Origin of the sequence: Pedobacter psychrodurus (assembly GCF_032678585.1) — a bacterium.
GTDB lineage: Bacteria > Bacteroidota > Bacteroidia > Sphingobacteriales > Sphingobacteriaceae > Pedobacter > Pedobacter psychrodurus_A.
In genome coordinates, this window is the sequence record NZ_JAVTSN010000009.1 from 111779 (window position 1) to 133577 (window position 21799).

General features: G+C 35.7%; 23 protein-coding genes and 1 tRNA gene. 15 read left to right on the plus strand and 9 right to left on the minus strand.

The genetic code is table 11. The features are described from left to right. The first annotated feature begins 99 nt into the window (after nucleotides 1–99). From R2S57_RS08170 to R2S57_RS08195, 6 genes are all read left to right on the plus strand, one after another. A tRNA-Leu gene (locus tag R2S57_RS08170) sits at nucleotides 100–181 on the plus strand. Between the two features lie 170 nt (nucleotides 182–351). Next, nucleotides 352–1701, plus strand: coding sequence for a trigger factor (gene tig, locus R2S57_RS08175; protein WP_316844554.1), 1350 nt, complete (start codon nucleotides 352–354; stop codon nucleotides 1699–1701). 26 nt (nucleotides 1702–1727) lie between these two features. Continuing rightward, nucleotides 1728–2114: a four helix bundle protein gene (locus R2S57_RS08180; RefSeq protein ID WP_316844555.1), complete on the plus strand. Its 387-nt coding sequence runs from the start codon at nucleotides 1728–1730 to the stop codon at nucleotides 2112–2114. Between the two features lie 58 nt (nucleotides 2115–2172). Continuing rightward, complete coding sequence (gene clpP / locus R2S57_RS08185; protein WP_316844556.1) at nucleotides 2173–2880, plus strand: ATP-dependent Clp endopeptidase proteolytic subunit ClpP; 708 nt, start codon at nucleotides 2173–2175, stop codon at nucleotides 2878–2880. Continuing rightward, nucleotides 2834–4102 carry an ATP-dependent Clp protease ATP-binding subunit ClpX gene (gene clpX, locus R2S57_RS08190; RefSeq protein ID WP_410479068.1) on the plus strand — a complete coding sequence of 423 codons (1269 nt, stop codon included), beginning with the start codon at nucleotides 2834–2836 and terminating at the stop codon, nucleotides 4100–4102. The genes clpP and clpX overlap by 47 nt, the downstream gene beginning before the upstream one ends. 81 nt (nucleotides 4103–4183) lie before the next feature. Then, complete coding sequence (locus tag R2S57_RS08195; protein ID WP_316844558.1) at nucleotides 4184–5047, plus strand: AMP nucleosidase; 864 nt, start codon at nucleotides 4184–4186, stop codon at nucleotides 5045–5047. A 101-nt stretch (nucleotides 5048–5148) separates the two neighbouring features. Here the strand turns inward: R2S57_RS08195 and R2S57_RS08200 are convergent, their stop codons facing one another. Next, complete coding sequence (locus tag R2S57_RS08200) at nucleotides 5149–5808, minus strand: ATP-binding cassette domain-containing protein (protein ID WP_316844559.1); 660 nt, start codon at nucleotides 5806–5808, stop codon at nucleotides 5149–5151. 405 nt (nucleotides 5809–6213) lie between these two features. Beyond that, complete coding sequence (locus R2S57_RS08205; protein ID WP_131558136.1) at nucleotides 6214–7074, minus strand: RNA polymerase sigma factor RpoD/SigA; 861 nt, start codon at nucleotides 7072–7074, stop codon at nucleotides 6214–6216. Nucleotides 7075–7517: 443 nt separating this feature from the next. Here R2S57_RS08205 and R2S57_RS08210 point away from each other — a divergent pair, with 443 nt between their 5' ends. Genes R2S57_RS08210 through R2S57_RS08225 form a run of 4 tightly spaced genes read left to right on the plus strand, consistent with a single transcriptional unit; the run spans nucleotide 7518 to nucleotide 9721 of the window. After that, a complete protein-coding gene (locus R2S57_RS08210; protein ID WP_316844560.1) occupies nucleotides 7518–8075 on the plus strand; it encodes a hypothetical protein in 558 nt (185 codons plus the stop codon). After that, the gene (locus tag R2S57_RS08215) at nucleotides 8075–8896 is read left to right on the plus strand and encodes a DUF2975 domain-containing protein (RefSeq protein ID WP_316844561.1); all 822 of its coding nucleotides are present in this window, start codon (nucleotides 8075–8077) and stop codon (nucleotides 8894–8896) included. Before R2S57_RS08210 ends, R2S57_RS08215 begins: the two co-directional genes overlap by 1 nt. Nucleotides 8897–8898: 2 nt before the next feature. Next, nucleotides 8899–9510 carry a DUF2975 domain-containing protein gene (locus R2S57_RS08220; RefSeq protein ID WP_316844562.1) on the plus strand — a complete coding sequence of 204 codons (612 nt, stop codon included), beginning with the start codon at nucleotides 8899–8901 and terminating at the stop codon, nucleotides 9508–9510. A 4-nt stretch (nucleotides 9511–9514) separates the two neighbouring features. Further along, the gene (locus R2S57_RS08225; protein WP_316844563.1) at nucleotides 9515–9721 is read left to right on the plus strand and encodes a helix-turn-helix transcriptional regulator; all 207 of its coding nucleotides are present in this window, start codon (nucleotides 9515–9517) and stop codon (nucleotides 9719–9721) included. Nucleotides 9722–9839: 118 nt separating this feature from the next. On the opposite strand, the gene sucC is transcribed toward R2S57_RS08225, so the two are convergent. From sucC to R2S57_RS08255, 7 genes are all read right to left on the minus strand, one after another. Further along, the gene (sucC, locus tag R2S57_RS08230; protein ID WP_316844564.1) at nucleotides 9840–11039 is read right to left on the minus strand and encodes an ADP-forming succinate--CoA ligase subunit beta; all 1200 of its coding nucleotides are present in this window, start codon (nucleotides 11037–11039) and stop codon (nucleotides 9840–9842) included. A gap of 229 nt (nucleotides 11040–11268) precedes the next feature. After that, complete coding sequence (locus tag R2S57_RS08235) at nucleotides 11269–11577, minus strand: hypothetical protein (protein ID WP_316844565.1); 309 nt, start codon at nucleotides 11575–11577, stop codon at nucleotides 11269–11271. A 124-nt stretch (nucleotides 11578–11701) separates the two neighbouring features. Continuing rightward, nucleotides 11702–14530 (minus strand): MSEP-CTERM sorting domain-containing protein, encoded by a 2829-nt coding sequence (locus R2S57_RS08240; protein WP_316844566.1) that lies wholly within the window; start codon nucleotides 14528–14530, stop codon nucleotides 11702–11704. After that, nucleotides 14514–15047: an exosortase K gene (gene xrtK / locus R2S57_RS30500; RefSeq protein ID WP_410479069.1), complete on the minus strand. Its 534-nt coding sequence runs from the start codon at nucleotides 15045–15047 to the stop codon at nucleotides 14514–14516. Before xrtK ends, R2S57_RS08240 begins: the two co-directional genes overlap by 17 nt. 4 nt (nucleotides 15048–15051) lie before the next feature. Beyond that, nucleotides 15052–16611, minus strand: a complete 1560-nt coding sequence (locus R2S57_RS08245) for a DUF4173 domain-containing protein (RefSeq protein WP_316844567.1) — start codon at nucleotides 16609–16611, stop codon at nucleotides 15052–15054. A gap of 114 nt (nucleotides 16612–16725) precedes the next feature. Further along, entirely contained in the window at nucleotides 16726–17022 is a 297-nt protein-coding gene (locus R2S57_RS08250; protein ID WP_316844568.1) for a transcriptional regulator, read from the minus strand. Between the two features lies 1 nt (nucleotide 17023). Beyond that, nucleotides 17024–17659: a hypothetical protein gene (locus R2S57_RS08255; protein ID WP_316844569.1), complete on the minus strand. Its 636-nt coding sequence runs from the start codon at nucleotides 17657–17659 to the stop codon at nucleotides 17024–17026. Between the two features lie 237 nt (nucleotides 17660–17896). On the opposite strand from R2S57_RS08255, the gene R2S57_RS08260 reads away from it, so the two are divergent. The 5 genes from R2S57_RS08260 (at nucleotide 17897) to R2S57_RS08280 (ending at nucleotide 21686) form a co-directional block, all read left to right on the plus strand. Continuing rightward, complete coding sequence (locus R2S57_RS08260; RefSeq protein WP_316844570.1) at nucleotides 17897–18547, plus strand: ABC transporter ATP-binding protein; 651 nt, start codon at nucleotides 17897–17899, stop codon at nucleotides 18545–18547. Between the two features lie 142 nt (nucleotides 18548–18689). After that, nucleotides 18690–19169: a hypothetical protein gene (locus tag R2S57_RS08265; protein WP_316844571.1), complete on the plus strand. Its 480-nt coding sequence runs from the start codon at nucleotides 18690–18692 to the stop codon at nucleotides 19167–19169. A gap of 1 nt (nucleotide 19170) precedes the next feature. Continuing rightward, nucleotides 19171–19779 carry an HAD family hydrolase gene (locus R2S57_RS08270; protein ID WP_316844572.1) on the plus strand — a complete coding sequence of 203 codons (609 nt, stop codon included), beginning with the start codon at nucleotides 19171–19173 and terminating at the stop codon, nucleotides 19777–19779. Nucleotides 19780–19781: 2 nt separating this feature from the next. Continuing rightward, complete coding sequence (locus R2S57_RS08275; RefSeq protein WP_316844573.1) at nucleotides 19782–21272, plus strand: S41 family peptidase; 1491 nt, start codon at nucleotides 19782–19784, stop codon at nucleotides 21270–21272. Between the two features lie 147 nt (nucleotides 21273–21419). Further along, entirely contained in the window at nucleotides 21420–21686 is a 267-nt protein-coding gene (locus R2S57_RS08280; RefSeq protein WP_316844574.1) for a hypothetical protein, read from the plus strand. Nucleotides 21687–21799: the final 113 nt, after the last annotated feature.

Genomic DNA, 21799 nt, shown 5'->3' on the forward strand with positions numbered 1-21799 from the left:
ACTTAGCTTTTTTGATCAAAAATATTTGAGAATTTCGTACATATATTTTTGATAATTCAATCTAGTTCCTATCTTTGCAATCCAAAATAAATCCTAATTGCGGATGTGGCGTAATTGGTAGCCGCACCAGACTTAGGATCTGGCGCTTCACGGCGTGGGGGTTCGAGTCCCTTCATCCGCACTATAAATGAAGCCGTTCCGATTAATATCGGAACGGCTTTATTTTTTAAAACATTGATTAATAAAAATTGATGTGCTGTTTTAATTGGAGCGATATGTGCTATTTGTCTCAAATCTCATATCTCGGTATTCAAATCTAATTGCATATCTCAATACTCATATCTCAAAAAAATGAATATTACACAGGAAAAAACCGGCAACTTAAATGCTGTTGTAAAAATCAAAATCGCACCTGCTGATTATAGTGGAAAAGTAGATAAAGCCATTAAAGATCAAGCTAAAAAAGCACAATTACCTGGTTTCCGTAAAGGAATGGTTCCTGCTGCCCATATTAAAAAAATGTATGGCAAAAGTATTTTGGTAGAGGAAGTGAACAATTTGTTAAACGATACTTTATCTAATTATATCGCTGAACAGAAATTAGAAATTTTAGGTCAACCACTTCCTAAAATGGATGATGAGCGCGAATTTAAATGGGACAATACAGATGATTTCGAATTTGATTATGAGCTGGGTTTAGCGCCTGCTTTTGATGTAAACGTTTCATCTAAAGATAAATTTACCGAATACGTAGTTAAAGCTGATCAAGAAACTTTAGAAAGCCGTATTAAAAACATCCGCCGTAGTTACGGTAAAATGACCAATCCTGAAGTTTCGGCTGATGACGATGTTCTTTATGCTGAATTAACTCAGGTAGCTGCAGACGGTACTGCTGTTGAAGGTGGAATTACCAGTACTGCAAGTGTTCGTTTAGATCAGATTAAAGATAAAAAAATCCTTAAATCATTAATCGGTTTAAAGAAAGATGATGAAGTTACGATCGATATCCAAAAAGCATTTGAAGATGCTGCGGTAATTGCTAAAGCTTTAAATATTTCGGAAGAAGAAGCAGCTGAATTGAAAGCAAATTTCAAACTTCAGGTTAAAAACGTTAACCGTTTAGAAGAATCAGATTTAAACCAGGAATTTTTTGACAAAATATTTGGTGAAGGTGCAGTAACTGACGAAGCTGGTTTCAAAGCAAAAATTACTGAAGAGGTAGAAAGTATGTTTAAACAAGATGCTGAACGTAAATTATCAAACGATATTTATGAGGCGCTTTTAGTTAAACACAACTTTGAATTGCCTGATGAGTTTTTACGTCGCTGGTTAAAAGCAACAAACGAAAAATTAACCGATGAAGAATTGGCGGAAGGTTATGATGATTTTGCTAAAAACCTTAAGTGGACTTTAATCGAAAATAAAATCATTAAAGACAACGCCATCGAAATTAAATATGAGGATGTAGTTCAGGCAGCTAAAGCAAAATTAGATGCTCAATTTAGAATGTACAGCCCAAGCCCGCTTCCTGAAGATCAATTGGCACAATACGCAGTTCAGTTTTTACAGGAAAAAGAAAATGCCAACCGCGTTTTCGAAGAGGTAAAAGCACTAAAAACTTTCGAGCAGATCAAATCTATCGTTACTTTAGATCAGAAAGATATTGATTACGATAAGTTTATTGCGCTGGATAAAAAGTAAGGCGTTTGGCGTAAAGCGCTTTGAAAATGACTGTGCTATTCCTATATTTAGTTATGGCGCAATTTAAATTTCAATCGCTCGAAGTTTGGCAGTTATCAATAGCCTTAACTGATAAATTACTTGATATAGCTGACCGATTGTCAGTTGATAAAAAATATAGATTTGCAGAGCAGCTCAATGGGGCTGCTCTTAGCATATCTAATAATATCGCAGAAGGCTCAGGTTCTGTTTCCAATAAGGAATTCGCTCATTATCTGAATATTGCGCATCGTTCTACCTTCGAGAATGCAAATATTTTAGTAGTTTTAGAACGGCGAAAATATATTTCTGACACAGAGCTGAATGATTATCTGGAAGAATTAGATAAATTGGCACGGAAATTAACCAACTTCAGGAAATATTTATTAAAATAACTAGCGTATTTGGTTTAAGCATTAAAACGCTTATCGCAAAACGCCAAACTCTATAACCATGAACATAGATTCACAAGAATTCAGAAAATTTGCCGTTAAACATCAGGGGATTGGCGGTTTACACGTAGATAAATTTATTGCACAGGCTAACCTTTCGCCACAATCGATGACACCATATATTATTGAAGAACGCCAGATGAACGTAGCGCAGATGGATGTTTTTTCAAGATTAATGATGGACCGTATCATCTTTTTAGGAGATGCGATTTATGATCAGAATGCAAATATCATTCAGGCGCAGTTGTTGTTTTTGCAATCAACAGATGCCGAAAGAGACATTCAGATCTATATTAACTCGCCAGGAGGCTCAGTTTATGCTGGTTTAGGTATTTATGATACCATGCAGTATATCCAGCCAGATGTAGCTACCATCTGTACAGGTATGGCAGCATCGATGGGCGCTGTTTTATTGGTTGCAGGTGCAGAAGGTAAACGTTCTGCGTTGCCACACTCAAGAGTAATGATTCACCAGCCATCAGGAGGTGCACAAGGTGTAGCATCTGATATGGAGATCAACTTAAGAGAGATGTTGAAATTGAAAAAAGAATTATACGATATTATTTCAGAACACTCTGGTCAAACTTACGACTGGGTTGAGAAAGCTTCAGATCGTGATTACTGGATGAGTGCTGAAGAAGCCAAAGGCTTTGGTATGATTGATGAAGTGTTATCGAGAAACGCAAGAAAAAATGGCGAAACAAAATAAAGAATCCCGTTGCTCATTCTGCCATTCTGGCAAGCATGAAACTTTAATGTTAATTGAAGGGATGGATGCATTTATCTGTGATAAGTGTGTAACCCAGGCCAATCAATTGCTTGCGCAGGAATTAGGAACCAAAGGGACAAAAAATATTCAAGAGGCGATTAATTTATTAAAGCCTCTTGAAATTAAACAGCATATCGATCAATATGTAATCGGTCAGGATGATGCTAAAAAAGTATTGGCCGTTGCTGTTTATAACCACTATAAACGTTTAAATCAAAAAGTTGATAAAGACGAGATCGAGATTGAAAAATCGAACATCATGTTGGTGGGTGAAACCGGTACCGGTAAAACGCTTTTGGCTAAAACCATTGCAAAAATCTTGCATGTGCCTTTCTGTATCTGCGACGCAACTGTTTTAACAGAAGCAGGTTATGTAGGGGAAGATGTGGAAAGCATTTTAACACGTTTGCTTCAAGCCGCAGATTATGATGTAGCGGCTGCAGAACGTGGTATTGTTTATATCGATGAGGTAGATAAGGTGGCGCGTAAAAGCGATAACCCTTCTATCACCCGTGATGTATCAGGAGAAGGTGTGCAACAAGCTTTATTGAAGATTTTAGAAGGTACTGTGGTTAATGTTCCACCTCAGGGAGGGCGTAAACATCCAGACCAAAAAATGATTCCGGTAAACACAAATAACATCCTGTTTATCTGTGGCGGTGCATTTGATGGTATTGAACGCAAAATTGCCAATCGTTTACGTACGCAGGCTGTAGGCTACAGGGTAAAGAAAGATGAGACCGTATTGGATCTTAAAAATCTTTATAAGTATATTACACCTCAGGATCTAAAATCTTTCGGGTTAATTCCAGAGTTAATTGGGCGTATACCAGTTCTGTCTCACTTAAATCCATTAGATAAAGAATCGTTAAGAAACATTTTAACAGCACCTAAAAACTCATTAATTAAACAATACGTTAAGCTTTTTGCTTACGAAGATGTTAAATTGGTTTTTGAAGATGATGTTTTAGATTTTATTGTTGATAAGGCAATGGAGTATAAGCTGGGAGCACGTGGATTAAGATCGATATGCGAAGCGATTATGTTAGATGCAATGTTCGATACACCAACGCAGACGGATGTCAAGGAATTGCACATCAATCTCGATTATGCGATAGAAAAATTTGAAAAGGCCGACTTTAAAAAGTTGCAGGCCGCATAAAAATTCAAATCCTCTCGCGAAAGCGGGGGGATTTTTTTTTAATACGCTTAGCGCATGGCGCTCGGCGCTAAACTTATGAATATGAACGAAGAAAAAGACGTAAAAAAAGACGAAGCCATTGTAGAGAAGTCAAAAAAAGTAAAAGAAGTAGAAAGTCCTGTTAAATCGGGCTTAAAGTCAAAAGACGAAATTGTTAAAAATTGGTTACCCCGTTATACAGGTAGATCTTTAGATCAATTTGGCGATTATATTCTGTTAACCAATTTCAGTAAGTATGTAACCATGTTTTCTGAATGGAATGATAACGCCCCGATAATGGGTTTAGATAAGCCTATGCAGAGCGTTACCGCAAATGGCATTACCATTATTAACTTTGGCATGGGAAGTCCTTTAGCGGCAACCATGATGGATTTATTAACCGCAATTAAACCGAAGGCGGTTTTGTTTTTAGGTAAATGCGGTGGTTTGAAAAAGAAAAATTTATTGGGCGACTTAATCCTGCCGATTGCGGCCATTAGAGGCGAAGGAACATCAAATGACTACCTTCCGGCAGAAGTGCCCGCATTGCCAGCCTTTGCCCTGCAGAAAGCAATTTCTACCACTATACGCGATCATGGTAGAGATTACTGGACCGGAACCTGTTACACCACCAACCGCAGGGTTTGGGAGCATGATAAAGAATTTAAGAAATATTTAAAAACTTTAAGAGCCATGGCCGTGGATATGGAAACCGCTACCATTTTCACTACAGCATTTGCTAATAAAATTCCGGCTGGCGCATTGCTTTTGGTTTCGGATCAACCGATGATTCCTGAAGGTGTTAAAACAGCTGAAAGTGATAGCGCTGTTACGGAGAAATATGTAGAAACGCATTTGCGCATCGGTATCGATTCGTTAAAACAATTAATCAATAACGGCTTGACGGTTAAACATTTGTTGTTTTAAAAAGAGAAAATCGTCCTCCTGAACTTGTTTCAGGATTTTTTTAGTTATTTGAAAGATGCTGATCCCGAAGATTCGGGACAGCATGGCGCCGCCTTAGTTATTTATAAAGCAAATCCTGGTAAGTAGCCATGCAATACCAAATCATCTTCCGTTTTGATGTCATAGTTGCATCTGTTGTGCAGCAGTACAATCCGATCTGAAACCTCTAAAATGGATTGATAATAATGGTCAGTAACGATAAAACCTTTATAGGCTTTTGCCCGGTTAATATGGTTCTTCAGTTCCTCTACCCATAAAGGCGATAATTGCGAAAATGGCTCGTCAAGCAATATATATTCGGTATCGCTGTAAATCATCAGTAAACATTCTAAAAAACGGCATTCGCCACCTGATAAATTGTAAAATTTCGAATGCCGATGATTGGCAACAAAGTCAATTCGATATAATTCGGAGCGGTACTTTTTACAGAAAATATCAATCGCCTGCGCAACATTAATCTGGTCCGGAATAAACCTGTCTTGAGGTAAATACGATAAGTTCTTTGATAAGTACCCTTTGCTGTAGATCTTATTATTGATATTGAGGTATTTGAAGTTGGCTTTTACACTTCCGAAAATGATTTTTAGCAAGGTAGATTTACCCGATCCATTTCTGCCCAGTAAGCCAACTACCTCACCAACTTCACAATTGAGGTAAACGCTGCTTAATACTTCTCGACTTGCAAAAGATTGGTTAACACTATCAATAAAAAGTCCTTGCATAGCCATGATATTATTAAGATTCCGATAAATATAATTAAATCATATAGCACTAAGTTTGTCATGATTTTTTTAAAACCTATGCCCTGGTTCTTGAAGAAGTAGGAGGTAGGCAAATAAAACATAAAGTATATGCCTATAGAGAATGACCAGCCTATAAGTTTGAGGAATAGGGCTAAAGAATAAATGCCTGGTTGCTTAAAGCCATTTAAAATGAGAAATACCGCTGTTAAGATACTCACCAGTATATTCCATATGAAAATGGGTTTATAGATAGAAATGGATTTCTTGAACAGGCTAATCGACATGATTTAAAGATAGGAAATCATAACGGTAAACTTAGTTATGTGCGGGCAAAAAAAAGACTGGCTATTGCCAGTCTTTTAGTATTTGTGTGAAGATATTTTTCTATCCTAAATAAGATTTTAAGATTTTACTTCTTGAAGTATGACGCAGGCGTTGTAACGCTTTATCTTTAATCTGACGAACACGCTCACGTGTTAAGTTAAATTTCTCGCCAATTTCCTCTAATGAAAGCGGATGATTAGAGCCCAATCCAAAGAATAATACGATGATTTCTCTTTCTCTTTCTGTTAAAGTAGATAAAGAACGTTTAATTTCTTCTGATAAAGATTCGTTGATCAATGAGCTATCGGTATTTGGCTCGTGGTTTTCCAATACATCTAACAATGTATTTTCTTCACCCTGAACAAAAGGCGCATCCATTGATACGTGACGGCCAGAGTTACTTAACGTATCCGAAATTTTATCTACCGTAGTTTCTAAAATTTCTGCTAATTCTTCCGGAGATGGCTCACGTTCGAATTCTTGTTCTAATTTAGAGAAAGCTTTACTGATCTTACTCAACGAACCTACCTGGTTTAATGGTAAACGAACAATACGGCTTTGCTCTGCAATTGCCTGCAAAATAGATTGACGGATCCACCAAACGGCATAGGAAATGAATTTGAAACCTTTAGTTTCATCAAAACGTTTCGCTGCTTTAATTAAACCTAAGTTCCCTTCGTTAATTAAGTCACCTAAAGTTAAACCTTGATTTTGATATTGTTTTGCAACAGACACAACGAAACGTAAGTTGGTTTTAGTTAAGCGCTCTAATGCAGCCTGATCGCCCTCACGGATTTTCCTTGCTAAAATTACTTCCTCTTCTGCTGTTATTAAATCTACTTTACCAATTTCGTGTAGGTATTTATCTAACGACTGACTTTCACGGTTGGTTATGGATTGCGTTATCTTGAGTTGTCTCATTTATACGTTTTGTGTGCTCTTTAATTATTGAAGTGTGCAAAGTTACGAAATTGTATGGCAATCCGAAAGGATAAAATGCTGAAAATGTTACTGTTTGCACATGTTTTTTACACTTTTACTTATAACAAAAATCATTCCAATAAAGTTTTTGACATAATTTGGGCAGCACAACGTGTTGTAGTTGTTTTTCAATATTTATTTATTGTAAATCAATAAATATATTTTGATTTGTAATAAATATTTTTTTATGTTTGTCTTGTAAATAATTAAATAAATATGACTTTACTGAAATTTAGTTCGTGTAGCTAAATTTCGAATTCACAATAGTTTGCAGATTTTAATTCCTGTGAATCTTTGTCAGGTTTTTCAGTGAAAGAAATCGCCTTAATTATTTGAAGGATAAATTGAATCTTAACGCAAACATTTTAAAATGATATGTAATTATGGAAATTAAAATCACAACCAGTCAGATTTTGAAGGTATTACAGATTCTTTCCTGGGTCATTTTTATTGGCCTGTGTGTCGAAGCAGGTGGGGTGTTGGTGAATACCGTTATTACCCTGTTTATAAATGCACATGGTGTGCGAAATTTTTGGGATGGCGCGGATTATTTAGCCAGTGTTTACAGCTTTGATCAGGGATATTTCCTTGTCATTACAATAGTCATGATTATTGTAGCGGTACTAAAGGCCATCATGTTCTATTTAATCGTAAAAGTATTTACCGAAAAAAAAATAAGCATTGCTCAGCCTTTCGGGATAGCATTAAAGAATTTTATTATAAAAGAGGCTTTTTTAGCTTTTGCGATAGGTTTGTTCGCGCACTCAGGTTTTAAGTACAGCATTTGGTTAGCCGCGCAAGGACTTACCACAGCCAATCTTCAGTCGCTAAATATTGACGGTGCTGATGTATGGTTTTTTATGGCCGTTATCCTCTTCGTAATTGTACAGGTGGTAAACAAAGGGATAGAAATTCAAAAAGAAAACGATTTAACTATATAATGATGAAATATAATGCTTTAGCAAGGATAATCAGAGTGCTTCTAACGCTCGTTATCTGCCTTGTATCTTTTACTTGTATAATGGATCTGGGTTCATATCTTTTTAATACGAAACGTTATATTTCAACATCAGGTGGTGCGGCATTTGGAGATACAGGCGGACCGGGTACTTATTTGCAAATTGGGATGAGTGTATCCATCCCTGATACGTCCATCTGGTACAAAAATGGAAATTTTGAAACGCGGTCGAAGACGAGGTATTTTGGTTATGATAAATTTGATAATGACAGACTTAACAATTCTGTGATCACCAAAAAGATTGCAAATACCTTAGTGGCTCTCGACAAGGAAAATGAAATTACTGTTGGGAATGATTTAATGATGACTGGGCCTGTACTCTTGAAATTTCATTCTAAAAACAAAATTGACAATGCGTTTTGGTTCTTTTACGCTCAAATTCGTATTTATGCTGTAATACTTTTATTGTTTTTCTTGATCAAATTGGTTAATATTTATCTCAAAGGAGATTTTCTCTGTAAGCGAAGTTTTAAATTAATTTCTTTCATCGGCATATTATTGATTTCTGTAGAGTTTTTTGAGTTAGTATGCATATTCATAAATACCCAGATTATACCAGCCGTTCGCTTAGAAACAAAGGCATTGATTGGTGGATTTTCAAATCAGGGAGGGGTTGATCTCCATTTTAATTTTGGGGGATCTGTAAACTTTCCTAACATCGGAATAGGCATTATCATTATTATTCTATCCAAAGTTATTAAGGATGCGGTATTAATTAAACTAGAAAACGACTTAACAATATAGTGATGAACAACTCTAGTTCTTTTTTTGGTATAAAAGTAAAATTTTGGATGGCATTGACTTTTATTATTTTATATTCTTTTTTAACAGTACCTAGGTTTTTAACCGATAGATTTGTAGGCCATATGAGTGTAAAACCGGTATTTAATGTGAACGATAAATCCAATTTGGTGAAATTAAGCGACGGCAATACATTGGTCAAACAAGATATTGGAAGATTACAGTGGAAGCCCAAGAATAAAAGAGAAATCTTTCTTCTGATGTTAGCCGATAGTGAAAGATGCGTTACACTTGATTTAGCTTATTTTTTTATTGTTGTAATATTAGCTATTATCCTCTTTAATAATGTTGGCGATGATGCTATTTTTTCTTCAAAGGGTATAGGTAAACTAAGGATTATTGGTTTTTTTATATTGATATACCCTCTTCTCTTAATCTACTTAAAACCTCTTTTATGTAACCTGGCAATTGAAATGTTAACGGATGATAACTATACGGGAGTATATTCAATGCAGCCGAATTTAGGATTTAATATTTGGGTGCTGCTTATTGGTTACTTTTCTTTTATGTTAAATAGAGCAAAGGATTTGCAGCGAGAAAACGATTTAACGATATAAGCCCATGCCCATAATTATAAATTTAGATGTCATGCTTGCCCGTCGCAAAATGTCGCTTACCGAATTAAGTGAGCGCGTAGGGATAACGATGTCTAATTTATCGATACTTAAAACAGGTAAGGCAAAAGCGATCCGTTTGGAAACACTGGAGGCCATCTGTAAGGTTTTAGACTGTCAGCCTGGCGATATTTTAGAATTTCGCGCAGAGTAAACCTCGCAAGCAAACCTATAAGGTCTTAAAGACCTTATAGGTTTTAAAAAATAGGGAAATAAAAAAAACCTTCCAGTTTTCACTGAAAGGTTTTAAAATATGATTTGCTTTGTGCTTATTACGCTTGTTCAGCCAATACTTTAGTTACTAAATCTGCAGCTTCTTTTAAAGCAATTGCCGAATAAACCTGAAGGCCAGATTCGTCAATTAATTTTTTAGCTTCTACTGCATTTGTACCTTGTAAACGGCAGATAATCGGTACTGGAATGTTCCCAATTTCCTGGTAAGCATCGATAACACCTTGTGCAACACGATCACAACGAACGATACCGCCGAAAATATTAATCAAAATTGCTTTAACATTTTTATCTTTCAAAATGATGTTGAAAGCCGCTTTAACGGTTTGTGCATTTGCAGTTCCACCAACATCTAAGAAGTTAGCGGGCTCACCACCAGCCAGTTTAATGATATCCATGGTAGCCATTGCTAAACCAGCACCGTTAACCATACAACCAACGTTACCATCAAGGTTTACAAAGTTGAGGTTAGAAGCACTTGCTTCAACTTCCATTGGATCCTCTTCCATAGTATCGCGCATTGCAGCGTAATCTGGATGACGGAATAATGCATTTTCGTCTAAATCAACTTTAGCATCAACAGCAATAATTTTATCATCACTTGTTTTTAATACTGGGTTAATTTCAAACATTGAAGAATCAGTAGCATCATAAGCTTTATATAAAGCACTTACGAATTTAACCATTTCTTTATGTGCAACACCGCTAAGGCCTAATTTGAAAGCAATTTTACGTGCCTGGAAACCTTGTAAGCCAACTTTAGGATCGATTTCTTCTTTGAAAATTAGGTGTGGAGTATGTTCCGCAACCTCTTCGATATCCATTCCACCTTCGGTACTGTACATGATGATGTTACGGCCTTTTGCACGGTCTAATAAAACCGAAATATAGAATTCCTTGGTTTCAGAAGCACCTGGATAATAAACATCCTGAGCAACTAAAATTTTACTCACTAATTTACCTTCTGGACCAGTTTGAGGGGTAACCAATTGCATACCAATAATATCGGTTGCACGTTGTTTAACTTCTTCAAGGTTTTTGGCTAATTTAACACCTCCACCTTTACCGCGACCACCAGCGTGGATTTGCGCTTTAATTACAACCCAATCAGAATTGTAATCTATTTTCAGTTGCTTAGCAGCCTCAACAGCTTGCTCAGGAGTATCGGCAACTATTCCTTCTTGAACGTTAACACCGAAACTTTTTAATATTTGTTTACCCTGGTATTCGTGAATATTCATTTGCTACAAAATTTGCCCAAAGCTACAATTTCAAAGCCTTTAAACAAATAGCAATTGCCGATTTTTTCAGAAAATGAACGTTTTATGTTAATCGGGAAATTATAGCGTTAACAAATTATTGGCAAACGGGAAAGGAAGTTGTCAACGCTTGAAAAAAAATAAATTATCTACATTTTTGCCCATTCGAATCAATGAATATCAAAGTTACGCCATGTTTGAAATATCTTGATTAACTCCCTGCAAAGGGAGTTCCAAAAATACCAACCGCAAGTTCTGCCCAGATGAGAAATAAAGCCAATAATATAATAACAAGCATTACCGTCCTAAAAGTGCCCGTTTTTAGATTTATGATCACCAATTCTATAGCTAAACCGGTGCTCAGCAATAAAATCCCAGCCGTAACAAAATCGGATAGTTTCCACACCACCTCATTTGTAAATTGCATAGCCACCAATGGAATGGCCAATATGATTGCCGTTATGCTCAAAATAGCGGTGATTCTTAGTTTACTTGAACTAAATATTTCTCGATTTTTCATGATTTTATATAATTATAATGTGCTGTTTAAATCGTAAATAATTAAACCTTTGCTTCCCGGTGCGCAATACACCGGGAAAACTAAATCCAACAAAAGTTTAGCAAAGGCGAGAGGTTAATGGTAATTAGGTTTGTTCTTTAATGGTTTTAAAAAAGTTCAGATTATACCTGGTTTTATATAAGAATACCATTATCAATAGTACGACGATCATGTACAAATTTGGCTCATCCATTCTTTGTGTTTCCTCATCGGGATCTAAGTTTTTGTTGCCTGACAAGATTTGTTCCTGTTTCTTTTTTAAAGCTAATTTTTGGGCCTCATTTTCTACAACCAGATATGATGTAGCTGGTGAAAGTATTCCGCTATACATGCTTTGTTTAATTAAATTAAGATGTGATTTGTCAGACTGGCCACCATTGATCAAACTTTTAAGCCATATTCCCTGTAGGTTTAGGCCTGCCAACCATTGTCTTTTATTACCGTTAGTTGGGTTGTTGGCTATTTCTTTGTGATCAATAGTTATTGATGGCTGACCGTTATTGGCTAAATAGGCTTTAGGTTTTGTTGTATTTGGCCAACTGTACACACCAGGATTTTCTATTGTTTTTGCAAGTTGTAATCGCTGTTTAGGCTTATCCTTCAATGAATGGATCCAAAGATGATTATACCGATCGAGCTCATAGAAATCATTACTTTCCGGATAAGCGATTTTAAAATCTGCAAAATCATTTTGTAATATGCTATTTTCTAAAGTATCGGTTATTACGATCATAACGGGATATACATTAGCGTTAGCAATGTAGTTATCTATTAATATTTTTTTTATTGCCCCTTCTAAATAAAAGCCACCTTCAAATAATTGATGGTTAAGTTGATTTCTCCAATCGGGCGCATAATCTATTTCTTTTGAAAAAGCACTTGTGAAATTAAGTTTGATGCTTTTTGGGTTAATTTGGTTTTTGTTGATAAAGTTGTTGATGCGATCGACATAATCGGCCTTGCTGCTTGCTTTGTATTTAGAAACATCCATTATAAAATGATATTCAGGTCTTCTTTTAACGAGTTTCAGTTTTGCTTTTTCATTTAAAGGGACATAAACCGTACCGTTGATGGATTCCGTTTTGGCGGTTCTTTTGGTGTTGTTGTCTCCGAGTAAAACTGTTTGGTCGTCGATATTAAAAGTTATGGGTGTTTTGTGGATCAATTCTATTCCACTTTTGCGGGTTTCTTTAGCTGAAAAGGGAAATACTTTAAATGCAATTCTGTTTCCTGTTAAATAATATAAAATACCTGGATCCCGCCTTTCATTTCTGATTTGAGAAAAAACCCAGAGCGCTGCTTTTTTCTCTGCCAATATTCCGTATTCTTTTCTATTTCCAATATTCAAATAGTAATTGCCGATCCAACAACCCTCAGGTAATATAAATTCTGATTCGTAGCTATCTAAATTTGTATTTGCAGGATTTGTTAGCTCCAAATCAACCGTACTCACCCAGGCTTGTTGTTTCTGGTCAAACTTACTGCTGCTTTCTATTTTTGATATTTTGACTTTAGGTGAAGCTTGATTGGTCACTTCTTTTTTTGACTCAACGCGCTCGCCAAGAAAAATAGCGCCTAAGGTATTTATCTTAGCATCCGACAAAATCATGTTATCTAACACCAGCCAATTGTAATATGGTGTTAAGAATGGCAGTTTTTCTTCTGATAAGAAACTATTTCTTCCTTTATTTTGCTGTATTCGCGCTAAAGTTTTGGTTAATGATTTTTTATTAATGTTATAAATCTTAGCGTAATCTGGACTGTATACATACGCTAACGCATTATTTAAAACATATTTGTCCTGTAAATTTGATCCTGTAATAAAACCTGGTAAAATCAATATCGCCAAACTTATGTAGCCGATCAGTCTTATAGGGGAGTAAATTTTGACCAGCTCATTAAACTCCTTTCGTAGTTCATTAGCCTGTAGAATAAACAGAAATAATGGTGAGAGTAACAGAAAGCCTATGCCAATTGCAACCACAGCAATTACTGCCAGGGGTAAATAGGGTAAGAATACCAGGAAAAAGTATAAAGTATAAGGAAAGCACATCACAAGCCCTAAGAACCGCACAAGACGAAAATTATTGTTTTTAAAAGGTGGTAAACAGATGAGTACTCCGTTTATTAAAGCAATGATATAAAACCAGATACTGCCAAAATTCCCGAAAATTGACCCGCTTAACCCACGGTAGAATGACAATGAACCATTGTTAAAAAGCAAGCCTGTAATTGGTAAAATTATAGCGACTAATATTTTTAAGTAAATAGCATATTTTGAAATTTTTTGCGCGTTAATATTCGTTAGGATATAAATACCCCTGCAGATAAAAAATAGGAATAGTATCGATCCTATAATCAATAAAACGATCAATGCATTTAACTCAAAATTACTTTCGGTTTTTTGCCATAATGGAAGAACAACCTGCGAAAACAGGTATCCAAGTACTGGAACAGAAATACCATATAAAAAACTTAGCCAGGCAGATGATGTTTTGCTTTTTCGGCTCGAAAAAACCACAAGGATAAAAAGTGCGTGGATTAGGGTCGGCATTAAAAAAGTACCGGGATATAAAACGATATCTATATTGATCATCCACTGTGGAACTGAAAATGGAATCAATATATCAGTATACTGTGCATAAGCATACAATAAGATCGTATAAATCAATAGGCTAAAAAATGCATAGTAGATGGAAAGCTTTTGTTTTTTTAATATGCTAAAACCAATATAAGCCAGTTGTATCAGGGTTAATATAAGTAGGATCAGTGAAAAGTTTAGCCATACGGTTACAGTCTCTGTTGTAAGTAGACTTTTAATTATGCCGAATTGGCCATAAAATAATAGCAATAATATTACCGTAGGGATAATATTAATGACAATAAGCCATTTTGGATTAAGCAGGTTTTTCATGTTGACAAGCGTAAGTTTTTAGTAAATGGTTAATTAGTTTATAGGATAGTATCAGAAAGGATAGATAGATAAATGTGCCTTCTGCCTGATGTGCAATTAAGTGGTATTGTTTTGGTATAACTGCCCATTTGCCTATTAAAATTGAGCTTGTTATCCTTGATGTGTTAACGAAGAGGGTTAATATCCAACAAAATACAAGCGAAATGGGCATTGCAATCCACATTGACTTTATACTTTTTAAGTAACTGACCGATGAGCAATACGTAATTAAAAAACTTAATAGGAGAAAATTAAAGCCCGAACACGATTTTTCTATTGTGATATTGAGGTCTTGATGAAAATAACCTAAATGTTCAATAAATGTACTATCAGAGTTCGTTATCAACGATACAAAGTAGTTGGTTGGACCTAGTATAAACAGTAAGCCTTTGATGCTTAACGAAACATAGATCAATTTTAAGGCAACAAACAATACCATACCCATTGCATAAAATAAATATTTGCTATTTTTTTTCATTTTCTTATTTATTCAATCCAAAATATGCTGCCGTATTCCAATCCTGTAAATTCCACGATAACCAGCTTTCCTGCTCATAACGCGCCTTGAAATAACCGATCCGTTTATCCAATTTTCTCATCAATTCCTCCGTTGGCTGGTCTACTTTGACAATTTCGGAATCGTTGTTTGTAGAGGGATGGATCTTTGCCCTATTTTTATCGAGGAAGGGCAGCGTTTTTTCTGATAAGGAAGTTAAATAATAAGGATCGATCGAAACGGCATCAACATGGTTTAGGTTATACTTTACAATTAAGACGTCCCAGTTGATGATGCTAAAACCCAGTAACAATGCGAACCAGATATTTCCATTTATCTTAAATAAATAGAATATTGTTTTCTGTTTGGCTACTTTGAAATAAACTGTTGCCAAACCAATGATACAAAGCGTGGCAAATACCAAAACACCAATCCTTTTGTGGGTTAAGCCATGAAATTCGATATAATAGCCATCACGGATAAATACCGATATGATGAGGATGAAGTTTTGAACCATCCAGGTGTAAGCCAATAACCTTAACGTTTTGCTTTTGTGGTAAAAATTCAAATTCCCTCTGAAATAGTATAAGATTACGGCCATGGCCATCACAATACTGAAAATCAGGGAATTTGTACCCTGGTGCAGCTCACCCGAAAAATTACCTGTGGGTTCGTAACCAAACCAAAGTGTGGTAATATCGATCGCATTTAACAGTAGCAATAGGAGATTAAGTGCAGCAAAAGAGATAATGCCGACAATATATTCTGTTTTTAGTGCCATTTTTCGGGTCAAAAGGTTACCCGTAAAGGTTTGCAAAATATTGTACCATATGGTTTTTTGTCCTAAACCCCTTCTCAAGCGTACCAATCCTTCCTTACATTTCAGCTCGGCCTTTTCCAAACTTTTATCAAAAAATGTAAGCAATAAGCCTCCCGTTAAAATCAAACCGAAACAGAAATGCGTGATGCGCTCAAAGCTTAAATCTTTAAAAAAGAAGTGAAGTACACTGTCGAAGAAGTTGCCAATGTGAATGAACAGGGTCTCCGCATAGTGCGCAAAAACATTACTTGCAGCTGCATAGAGGCATGAAAATATGGTTACAATAATGATTGGGATAAAAATGTATTTAATTAGGGTAAAAACAGGTTTCAGATTAAAATTACCTATGCTTATCTGACTGAGATGTTTAATGGCATTAAAAGGAACAGTTACCATCTGTAAAATAGCCGCAACAAAAGCCGCGAAAATAGTCCTGATTTGTTGATTGTGGCTAAAACCAATAAATAGGATTAAGCTGATGTAATAGGTAGCAATAGATAGGTCTGAGTTATTAACTACAACTAGTATCGCCGCCATAAGATGTGCTAAACTATAAATTTTAAGTTTGGCGCTTTTGGCTACATCAGGATTAATAAAGGTAATTACCAGCAAATAGATGCTATAAATAAATAGATTAAGCGCTAATCTTTCCTGCCAAAACAGAAAAGTAAATAACAGACCGCCCAACAGGGCCGAGAGTAATAAGAGGTTGGATTTATTTTTCATTTTATAATTTATTAATTGATGTTAGTTTGAAGTTGATATAGAAATATTTTTATTTCTTATTTGTTGTTTTTAAAAGTGCTTTGAATTTCAAAGTAAATAGTTAAAAAAAATTGTCTATAGTTTTTTGATCATTTTTTCAAGTGCATCCAAATGTGCTTTAAAGGATTGTTTGCCCAAAGCTGTAATCGAGTAGGTGGTACTGGTTTTACGGCCAATAAAACCTTTGTGTACCTTGATAAATTCGGCCTGCTCCAAAGTATTCAGGTGTGAGGCTAAATTTCCATCTGTTAACTCAAGCATCTGTTTAAGGTCGTTAAAACCGATTTCATTGTTAACCACCAGCATAGACATTACGCCCAGCCTGATCCGGCTATCGAATAATTTATTTAAATCTGCTATCGGGTTCTTCATCTTATTGGCCTCTTTCGTATTTAAAATACATTACCAATCCGTAAACAATATGCAACACACCAAATCCAAATGCCCAAAAATAAAGTCCATAACCAATATTAAACATACATATCAGGCCTAAAATAACTTCGCAATAACCAAGGTAGCGGATATCACTATAGGTATATTTACTGGCATTGATCAGGGCAAGACCATAAAAAATTAAGCAGGTAGGCGCTATAATGCTGTAGGTATTGGGGTGGTTAATCAGTAAAGCGATAATAAACAGTCCGCCTGCAGCCAACGGAATAAATAAGTTGAGCAATAAAGATTTCGATGTTTTGTCCCAGATTGGCAGGTTATTTTTCTGACTTTTTCTATAAGTGAATAAAATCCCGCCTGCCAAAGCAATAATCAATACAAAAATACCAAGCTTAATTAGATTAAATTCCAAATCCATTTCGCCATCTACACCATAGCCATAACCACGTTTGTTCACATACTTATTAATCTCATCATTAGCAAAATAAGCACCAATTAAGGCAATAAAACCTGCAAATACACCGGATAAACCACTTAATGAAATAAACCTCGACGATCGATCCATCATTTGTCTGATATCTTTTAAGGCATTTAATTGTTCTTCTTGATTGCTCATTTTGAAAGTGCTTTGTTTTTCAAAGTTAAATAGAAAATTGATATCTCCAAATCTTTTTTGTTTTTTTCTTCGAGATGATGACACCAATTTAGGGATTACACCGATTTTAATAGCCTGAGTGAGCAGGAAGTATATCCCTTTCCATAGCTATCAACCATGAACCAATTAACCCGTGAACATATGAACTAATGACCAATGATCTATTGAACTAACCAACCATTTTACTAAATTTGAGGCATGTTAAAAGCCACTGGAATAAGAAAATCGTACGGGAATCTACAAATTTTAAAAGGAGTAAATTTTGAAGTGCAAAAAGGGGAGATCGTAAGTATTATTGGTCCATCTGGCGCCGGAAAGAGTACCTTATTACATATTTTAGGCACACTCGATAAACCTGATAATGGTACTGTAGAATTAAAAGGTACGGTGATCAATAAACTGAGTGGCGATTTGTTAAGTACTTTCCGCAATCAGAATATTGGTTTTGTATTTCAGTTTCACCATTTGCTGCCAGAGTTTAGTGCAATTGAAAATATCTGTATTCCGGCTTTTATAGCTAAAACCAATAAAAAACAGGCCGAAACCAGGGCACTCGAGCTGTTGGATCTTTTTGGGCTGAAAGATAGGGCCCAGCACAAACCGAATCAGTTATCAGGCGGTGAGCAACAGCGCGTGGCCATTGCAAGAGCTTTGATCAACAATCCTTCAATCATTTTAGCTGATGAACCTTCCGGTAATTTAGACTCTGAAAATGCAGCTGGACTACACCAATTGTTTGTAAGCTTGCGTGATAATTTCCATCAAACCTTTGTCATTGTGACGCATAACGAACATCTGGCTAAAACCAGCGACCGCGTGGTGAGCATGAAAGATGGACTAATTGTCTAGGGTTAAAGGATTGTATGATTTTAAGATAAAATAGAAGGCATTCGGTTATTCGCTAAATCTATCATTCAATCATTCAAAATTCAATAAATCTCTTTATTCGCTCATTCAAAATTAATTCATTCATTTATTCAATCATTAAATCTTGAAAATACTCATCACAGGTGGAAATAATGCCAAAGCTTTAAAGTTGATGAAAGCATTTCCCAGCCATTTCATTTTGCTAGCCGATTATGGCGGCGTGCCAGGCATTATTACTGAAAAATATGCTTTTGCCTCATTAGGTGTGCTGAATAAAGATAGCATAGCGCATATTTTATTGAATTTCTGCATTACAGAAGGCATAGACTGTATTATTCCACTGCACGATTATGAGGTTGAGCCTTTAGCGAAATCTGCTGTACTTTTTGGTGAATATGGCATTCAGGTTTTATTGCCGGATGCGGATGTAATTACGGATTATATTGGTGAAGAAAAAGCCAATTATCAAAACTTTGCGGTGTTTATCCATGGCGATTGTATTTTTTCGAGCGAAAGCAATTCGGTTGCTCAAAAATTACCTGTCACATTTAATGGTGTATTCGGCTATAATCAATCTGATGATTTAAAACTTTTTACTGTTTAATATGGACGCATATCAATACGTTAAGGATAAGGAGATAGTCATTTTTGAGTTGGACGATGTGCTTTTTCCGGAAAAAGACTATTTGCTGCAGGTGTATTACCTGTTTGCCCAATTTATAGAATATACCGAACAAAAAACTGCTCAAGCCATTATCGAATTTATGCGTTCCGAATATGAAAATGGAGGAACAGATAAGCTTTTCGAAAGAACAGCAGCTCAATTCGGTATTGATGCAAAATATCAGTATAATTTCGATCTTTTACATCAAAACGCCCGTTTACCGCTAAAGCTTTTGCTTTATAAAAACATGCTTGAGTTTATGCAGGAACTTGTGGTAAACCGCAAAAAGATATTTATTGTAACTTCTGGGAATCCCGAGCAGCAATTGAATAAAATAAAGCAAACTGAGTGGAATGGACTCGAACAATATCTTACGGTATTCTTTGCCGACGAATTGAACCAAGCTAAAGCTGAAATTTTTCAGAACATACTAAACGACAATAGTTTATCGGCTGAACAAGCCCTAGTTGTTGGTGCAAATAAATTTGATGCGCAACAATCTAAATTAATTAATTTGCCGTATATTGTGTCACTAGAAATTTACAGATAAATATGCTTAGAAAATTTTTTTCGCAAAATGCATTTTTGTATGCGTTGCTATTGGTGATTGGATTTACAGTTTCATGTAAAAAATCGAATAATGATCCAGATGGTAACGGAGTGCCACAAGGTACATCTGGAACCAGGGCTGAATTAACTAAAGATTCAATTTACCTGTATGCACAGCAAACCTACTTTTGGAATGTAGGGATGCCAAGTTACACATCGTTTAACCCAAGGCAGTATAGTTCAAATAATGCAATTTTGGCTGCTTTAAAGGTTTTACCAAGCACAGGTGGGAAAGATAAATATTCTTTTATTGATGATGGATCGGTCGCCACTCAACTTGGTGGTGCAGGTGATGATTACGGTTTTTCTGCTAATTTCGATACTTCCGATCTTTTAAGGGTTAAGTATGTTTACCCAGGTTCGCCTGCTGATTTAAAAGGATTAAAGCGCGGTTATCAGATTACTAAAGTGAATGGTGGTGGAACTTCCAGATCGAGCAGTACCGATATTGCCAACTTAAACGCATCAATATTTGGCGATAATCCATCTATTTCATTAACCTTTTTAAAACCGGGCAATATTTCGGTAGATGTTGTGATTAACCGTGCTAAATATGACATTAACCCTGTATTATATAGCAATACCTATACAGTTGGGGCAAAAAAAGTAGGTTATATCGTGTTTAACAGTTTTACCACCAATGCACTTACCGCTTTAGACGCGGCCTTTGCAAAATTTTCTACTGATGGGGTAACTGAACTGGTAGTAGATTTAAGGTATAATGGCGGTGGTTCAGTTTCTACTTCTGAAGCATTTACAAACCTAATTGCTCCCCCTTCGCAAAATGGGAGTGTGATGTATACTACCTATTGGACCAAAACCATGCAGGATGGAGCCGCAACTATTCTGGAGAACCAGAAATTTTATGCCAAGGGCAATGATGGTGTAACCAGGCTTTACTCTTACGCGGATTATTCTTATAAACCAACAATGGCGGCCGGAAATCAGGAAAATTTTACTAAAAGAGGTGCTTTAAATGGATTGACAAGGGTTTATTTTTTGGTTACCGGAGGTACCGCTTCGGCAAGCGAATTATTGATCAACAATTTAAAACCGGTTATGGACGTGAAATTAATTGGTAAAACCACTTATGGTAAACCTGTTGGCTTTTTTGCGCTACGGATTGATAAAAACGATTTATACATTCCACAGTTCCAAACTAAAAACCAATCGGGGCAAGGTGATTATTTTTCAGGTATGGCTGTTGATAAAGATGTTACAGATGATTTAACAAAAGATTTTGGAGATCCAACTGAAAAAATGTTGGCACAGGCTTTATATTATTCTGCAAACAATAATTTCTCAGCACTTGCCAAAGATAATGTATTAAGCAGCACTTCTGGAGCAACAAAGGTTCAGATAGACGCTGCAAATGAAAAGTTGAATCACGAATTTAAAGGCATGATTGAAACTAGAAAGCTGAAATTTAAGTAATTAACTATATGTATTGCAAGAAAGGCTGGTTTTGTATTTCGAAACTGGCCTTTTTTATATAATTATTACAAAAATTGAATAAATAAGAGTTGCTTTTTTTCTAAAAAATTGATAAGCTTGTTTAACATTAATCGTTAAAGAGATACCATGCCAATAGAAATTGTAGAAAAGGAACATATAAGCTACTTAAACATTATCAATGCAAAAGAAGATCACACCAATGAATTAAAAACAAAACTTGATGAAGCACAACGGCTGGGTAATGAATTTAAATCGAAAGCCGTGATTACATTCAACACAACCATTGGTCCAAAACGTGTTGACACTACCGTTTGGGCCGTTACAGAGAAATATATACAGTTAAAAAATAATATTCACATTCCATTAAAAAGTTTAATCGATATTGATTTTTAAGCTTGCTTGAAGGAAATAAATCATCCCGCATTTATTTAACCTGATCATACTATGAGCACGCTTCACAAAAATTGCATTAACGTTTATTAAATCTATTGGTCCGGTAACGGCGA

Bases quoted from the DNA above. Each gene is read 5' to 3' on its own strand.
- R2S57_RS08280 (WP_316844574.1), top strand. From the start codon at position 21,420: ATGCCAATAGAAATTGTAGAAAAGGAACATATAAGCTACTTAAACATT.
- R2S57_RS08195 (WP_316844558.1), top strand. From the start codon at position 4,184: ATGAACGAAGAAAAAGACGTAAAAAAAGACGAAGCCATTGTAGAGAAG.
- R2S57_RS08235 (WP_316844565.1), bottom strand. From the start codon at position 11,577: ATGAAAAATCGAGAAATATTTAGTTCAAGTAAACTAAGAATCACCGCT.
- R2S57_RS08205 (WP_131558136.1), bottom strand. From the start codon at position 7,074: ATGAGACAACTCAAGATAACGCAATCCATAACCAACCGTGAAAGTCAG.
- R2S57_RS08220 (WP_316844562.1), top strand. From the start codon at position 8,899: ATGAACAACTCTAGTTCTTTTTTTGGTATAAAAGTAAAATTTTGGATG.
- R2S57_RS08225 (WP_316844563.1), top strand. From the start codon at position 9,515: ATGCCCATAATTATAAATTTAGATGTCATGCTTGCCCGTCGCAAAATG.
- R2S57_RS08270 (WP_316844572.1), top strand. From the start codon at position 19,171: ATGGACGCATATCAATACGTTAAGGATAAGGAGATAGTCATTTTTGAG.
- R2S57_RS08215 (WP_316844561.1), top strand. From the start codon at position 8,075: ATGATGAAATATAATGCTTTAGCAAGGATAATCAGAGTGCTTCTAACG.
- R2S57_RS08255 (WP_316844569.1), bottom strand. From the start codon at position 17,659: ATGAGCAATCAAGAAGAACAATTAAATGCCTTAAAAGATATCAGACAA.
- clpP (WP_316844556.1), top strand. From the start codon at position 2,173: ATGAACATAGATTCACAAGAATTCAGAAAATTTGCCGTTAAACATCAG.
- R2S57_RS08210 (WP_316844560.1), top strand. From the start codon at position 7,518: ATGGAAATTAAAATCACAACCAGTCAGATTTTGAAGGTATTACAGATT.
- sucC (WP_316844564.1), bottom strand. From the start codon at position 11,039: ATGAATATTCACGAATACCAGGGTAAACAAATATTAAAAAGTTTCGGT.
- tig (WP_316844554.1), top strand. From the start codon at position 352: ATGAATATTACACAGGAAAAAACCGGCAACTTAAATGCTGTTGTAAAA.
- R2S57_RS08240 (WP_316844566.1), bottom strand. From the start codon at position 14,530: ATGAAAAACCTGCTTAATCCAAAATGGCTTATTGTCATTAATATTATC.
- clpX (WP_410479068.1), top strand. From the start codon at position 2,834: ATGAAGTGTTATCGAGAAACGCAAGAAAAAATGGCGAAACAAAATAAA.
- R2S57_RS08245 (WP_316844567.1), bottom strand. From the start codon at position 16,611: ATGAAAAATAAATCCAACCTCTTATTACTCTCGGCCCTGTTGGGCGGT.
- R2S57_RS08275 (WP_316844573.1), top strand. From the start codon at position 19,782: ATGCTTAGAAAATTTTTTTCGCAAAATGCATTTTTGTATGCGTTGCTA.
- R2S57_RS08260 (WP_316844570.1), top strand. From the start codon at position 17,897: ATGTTAAAAGCCACTGGAATAAGAAAATCGTACGGGAATCTACAAATT.
- R2S57_RS08200 (WP_316844559.1), bottom strand. From the start codon at position 5,808: ATGCAAGGACTTTTTATTGATAGTGTTAACCAATCTTTTGCAAGTCGA.
- R2S57_RS08250 (WP_316844568.1), bottom strand. From the start codon at position 17,022: ATGAAGAACCCGATAGCAGATTTAAATAAATTATTCGATAGCCGGATC.
- xrtK (WP_410479069.1), bottom strand. From the start codon at position 15,047: ATGAAAAAAAATAGCAAATATTTATTTTATGCAATGGGTATGGTATTG.
- R2S57_RS08180 (WP_316844555.1), top strand. From the start codon at position 1,728: ATGACTGTGCTATTCCTATATTTAGTTATGGCGCAATTTAAATTTCAA.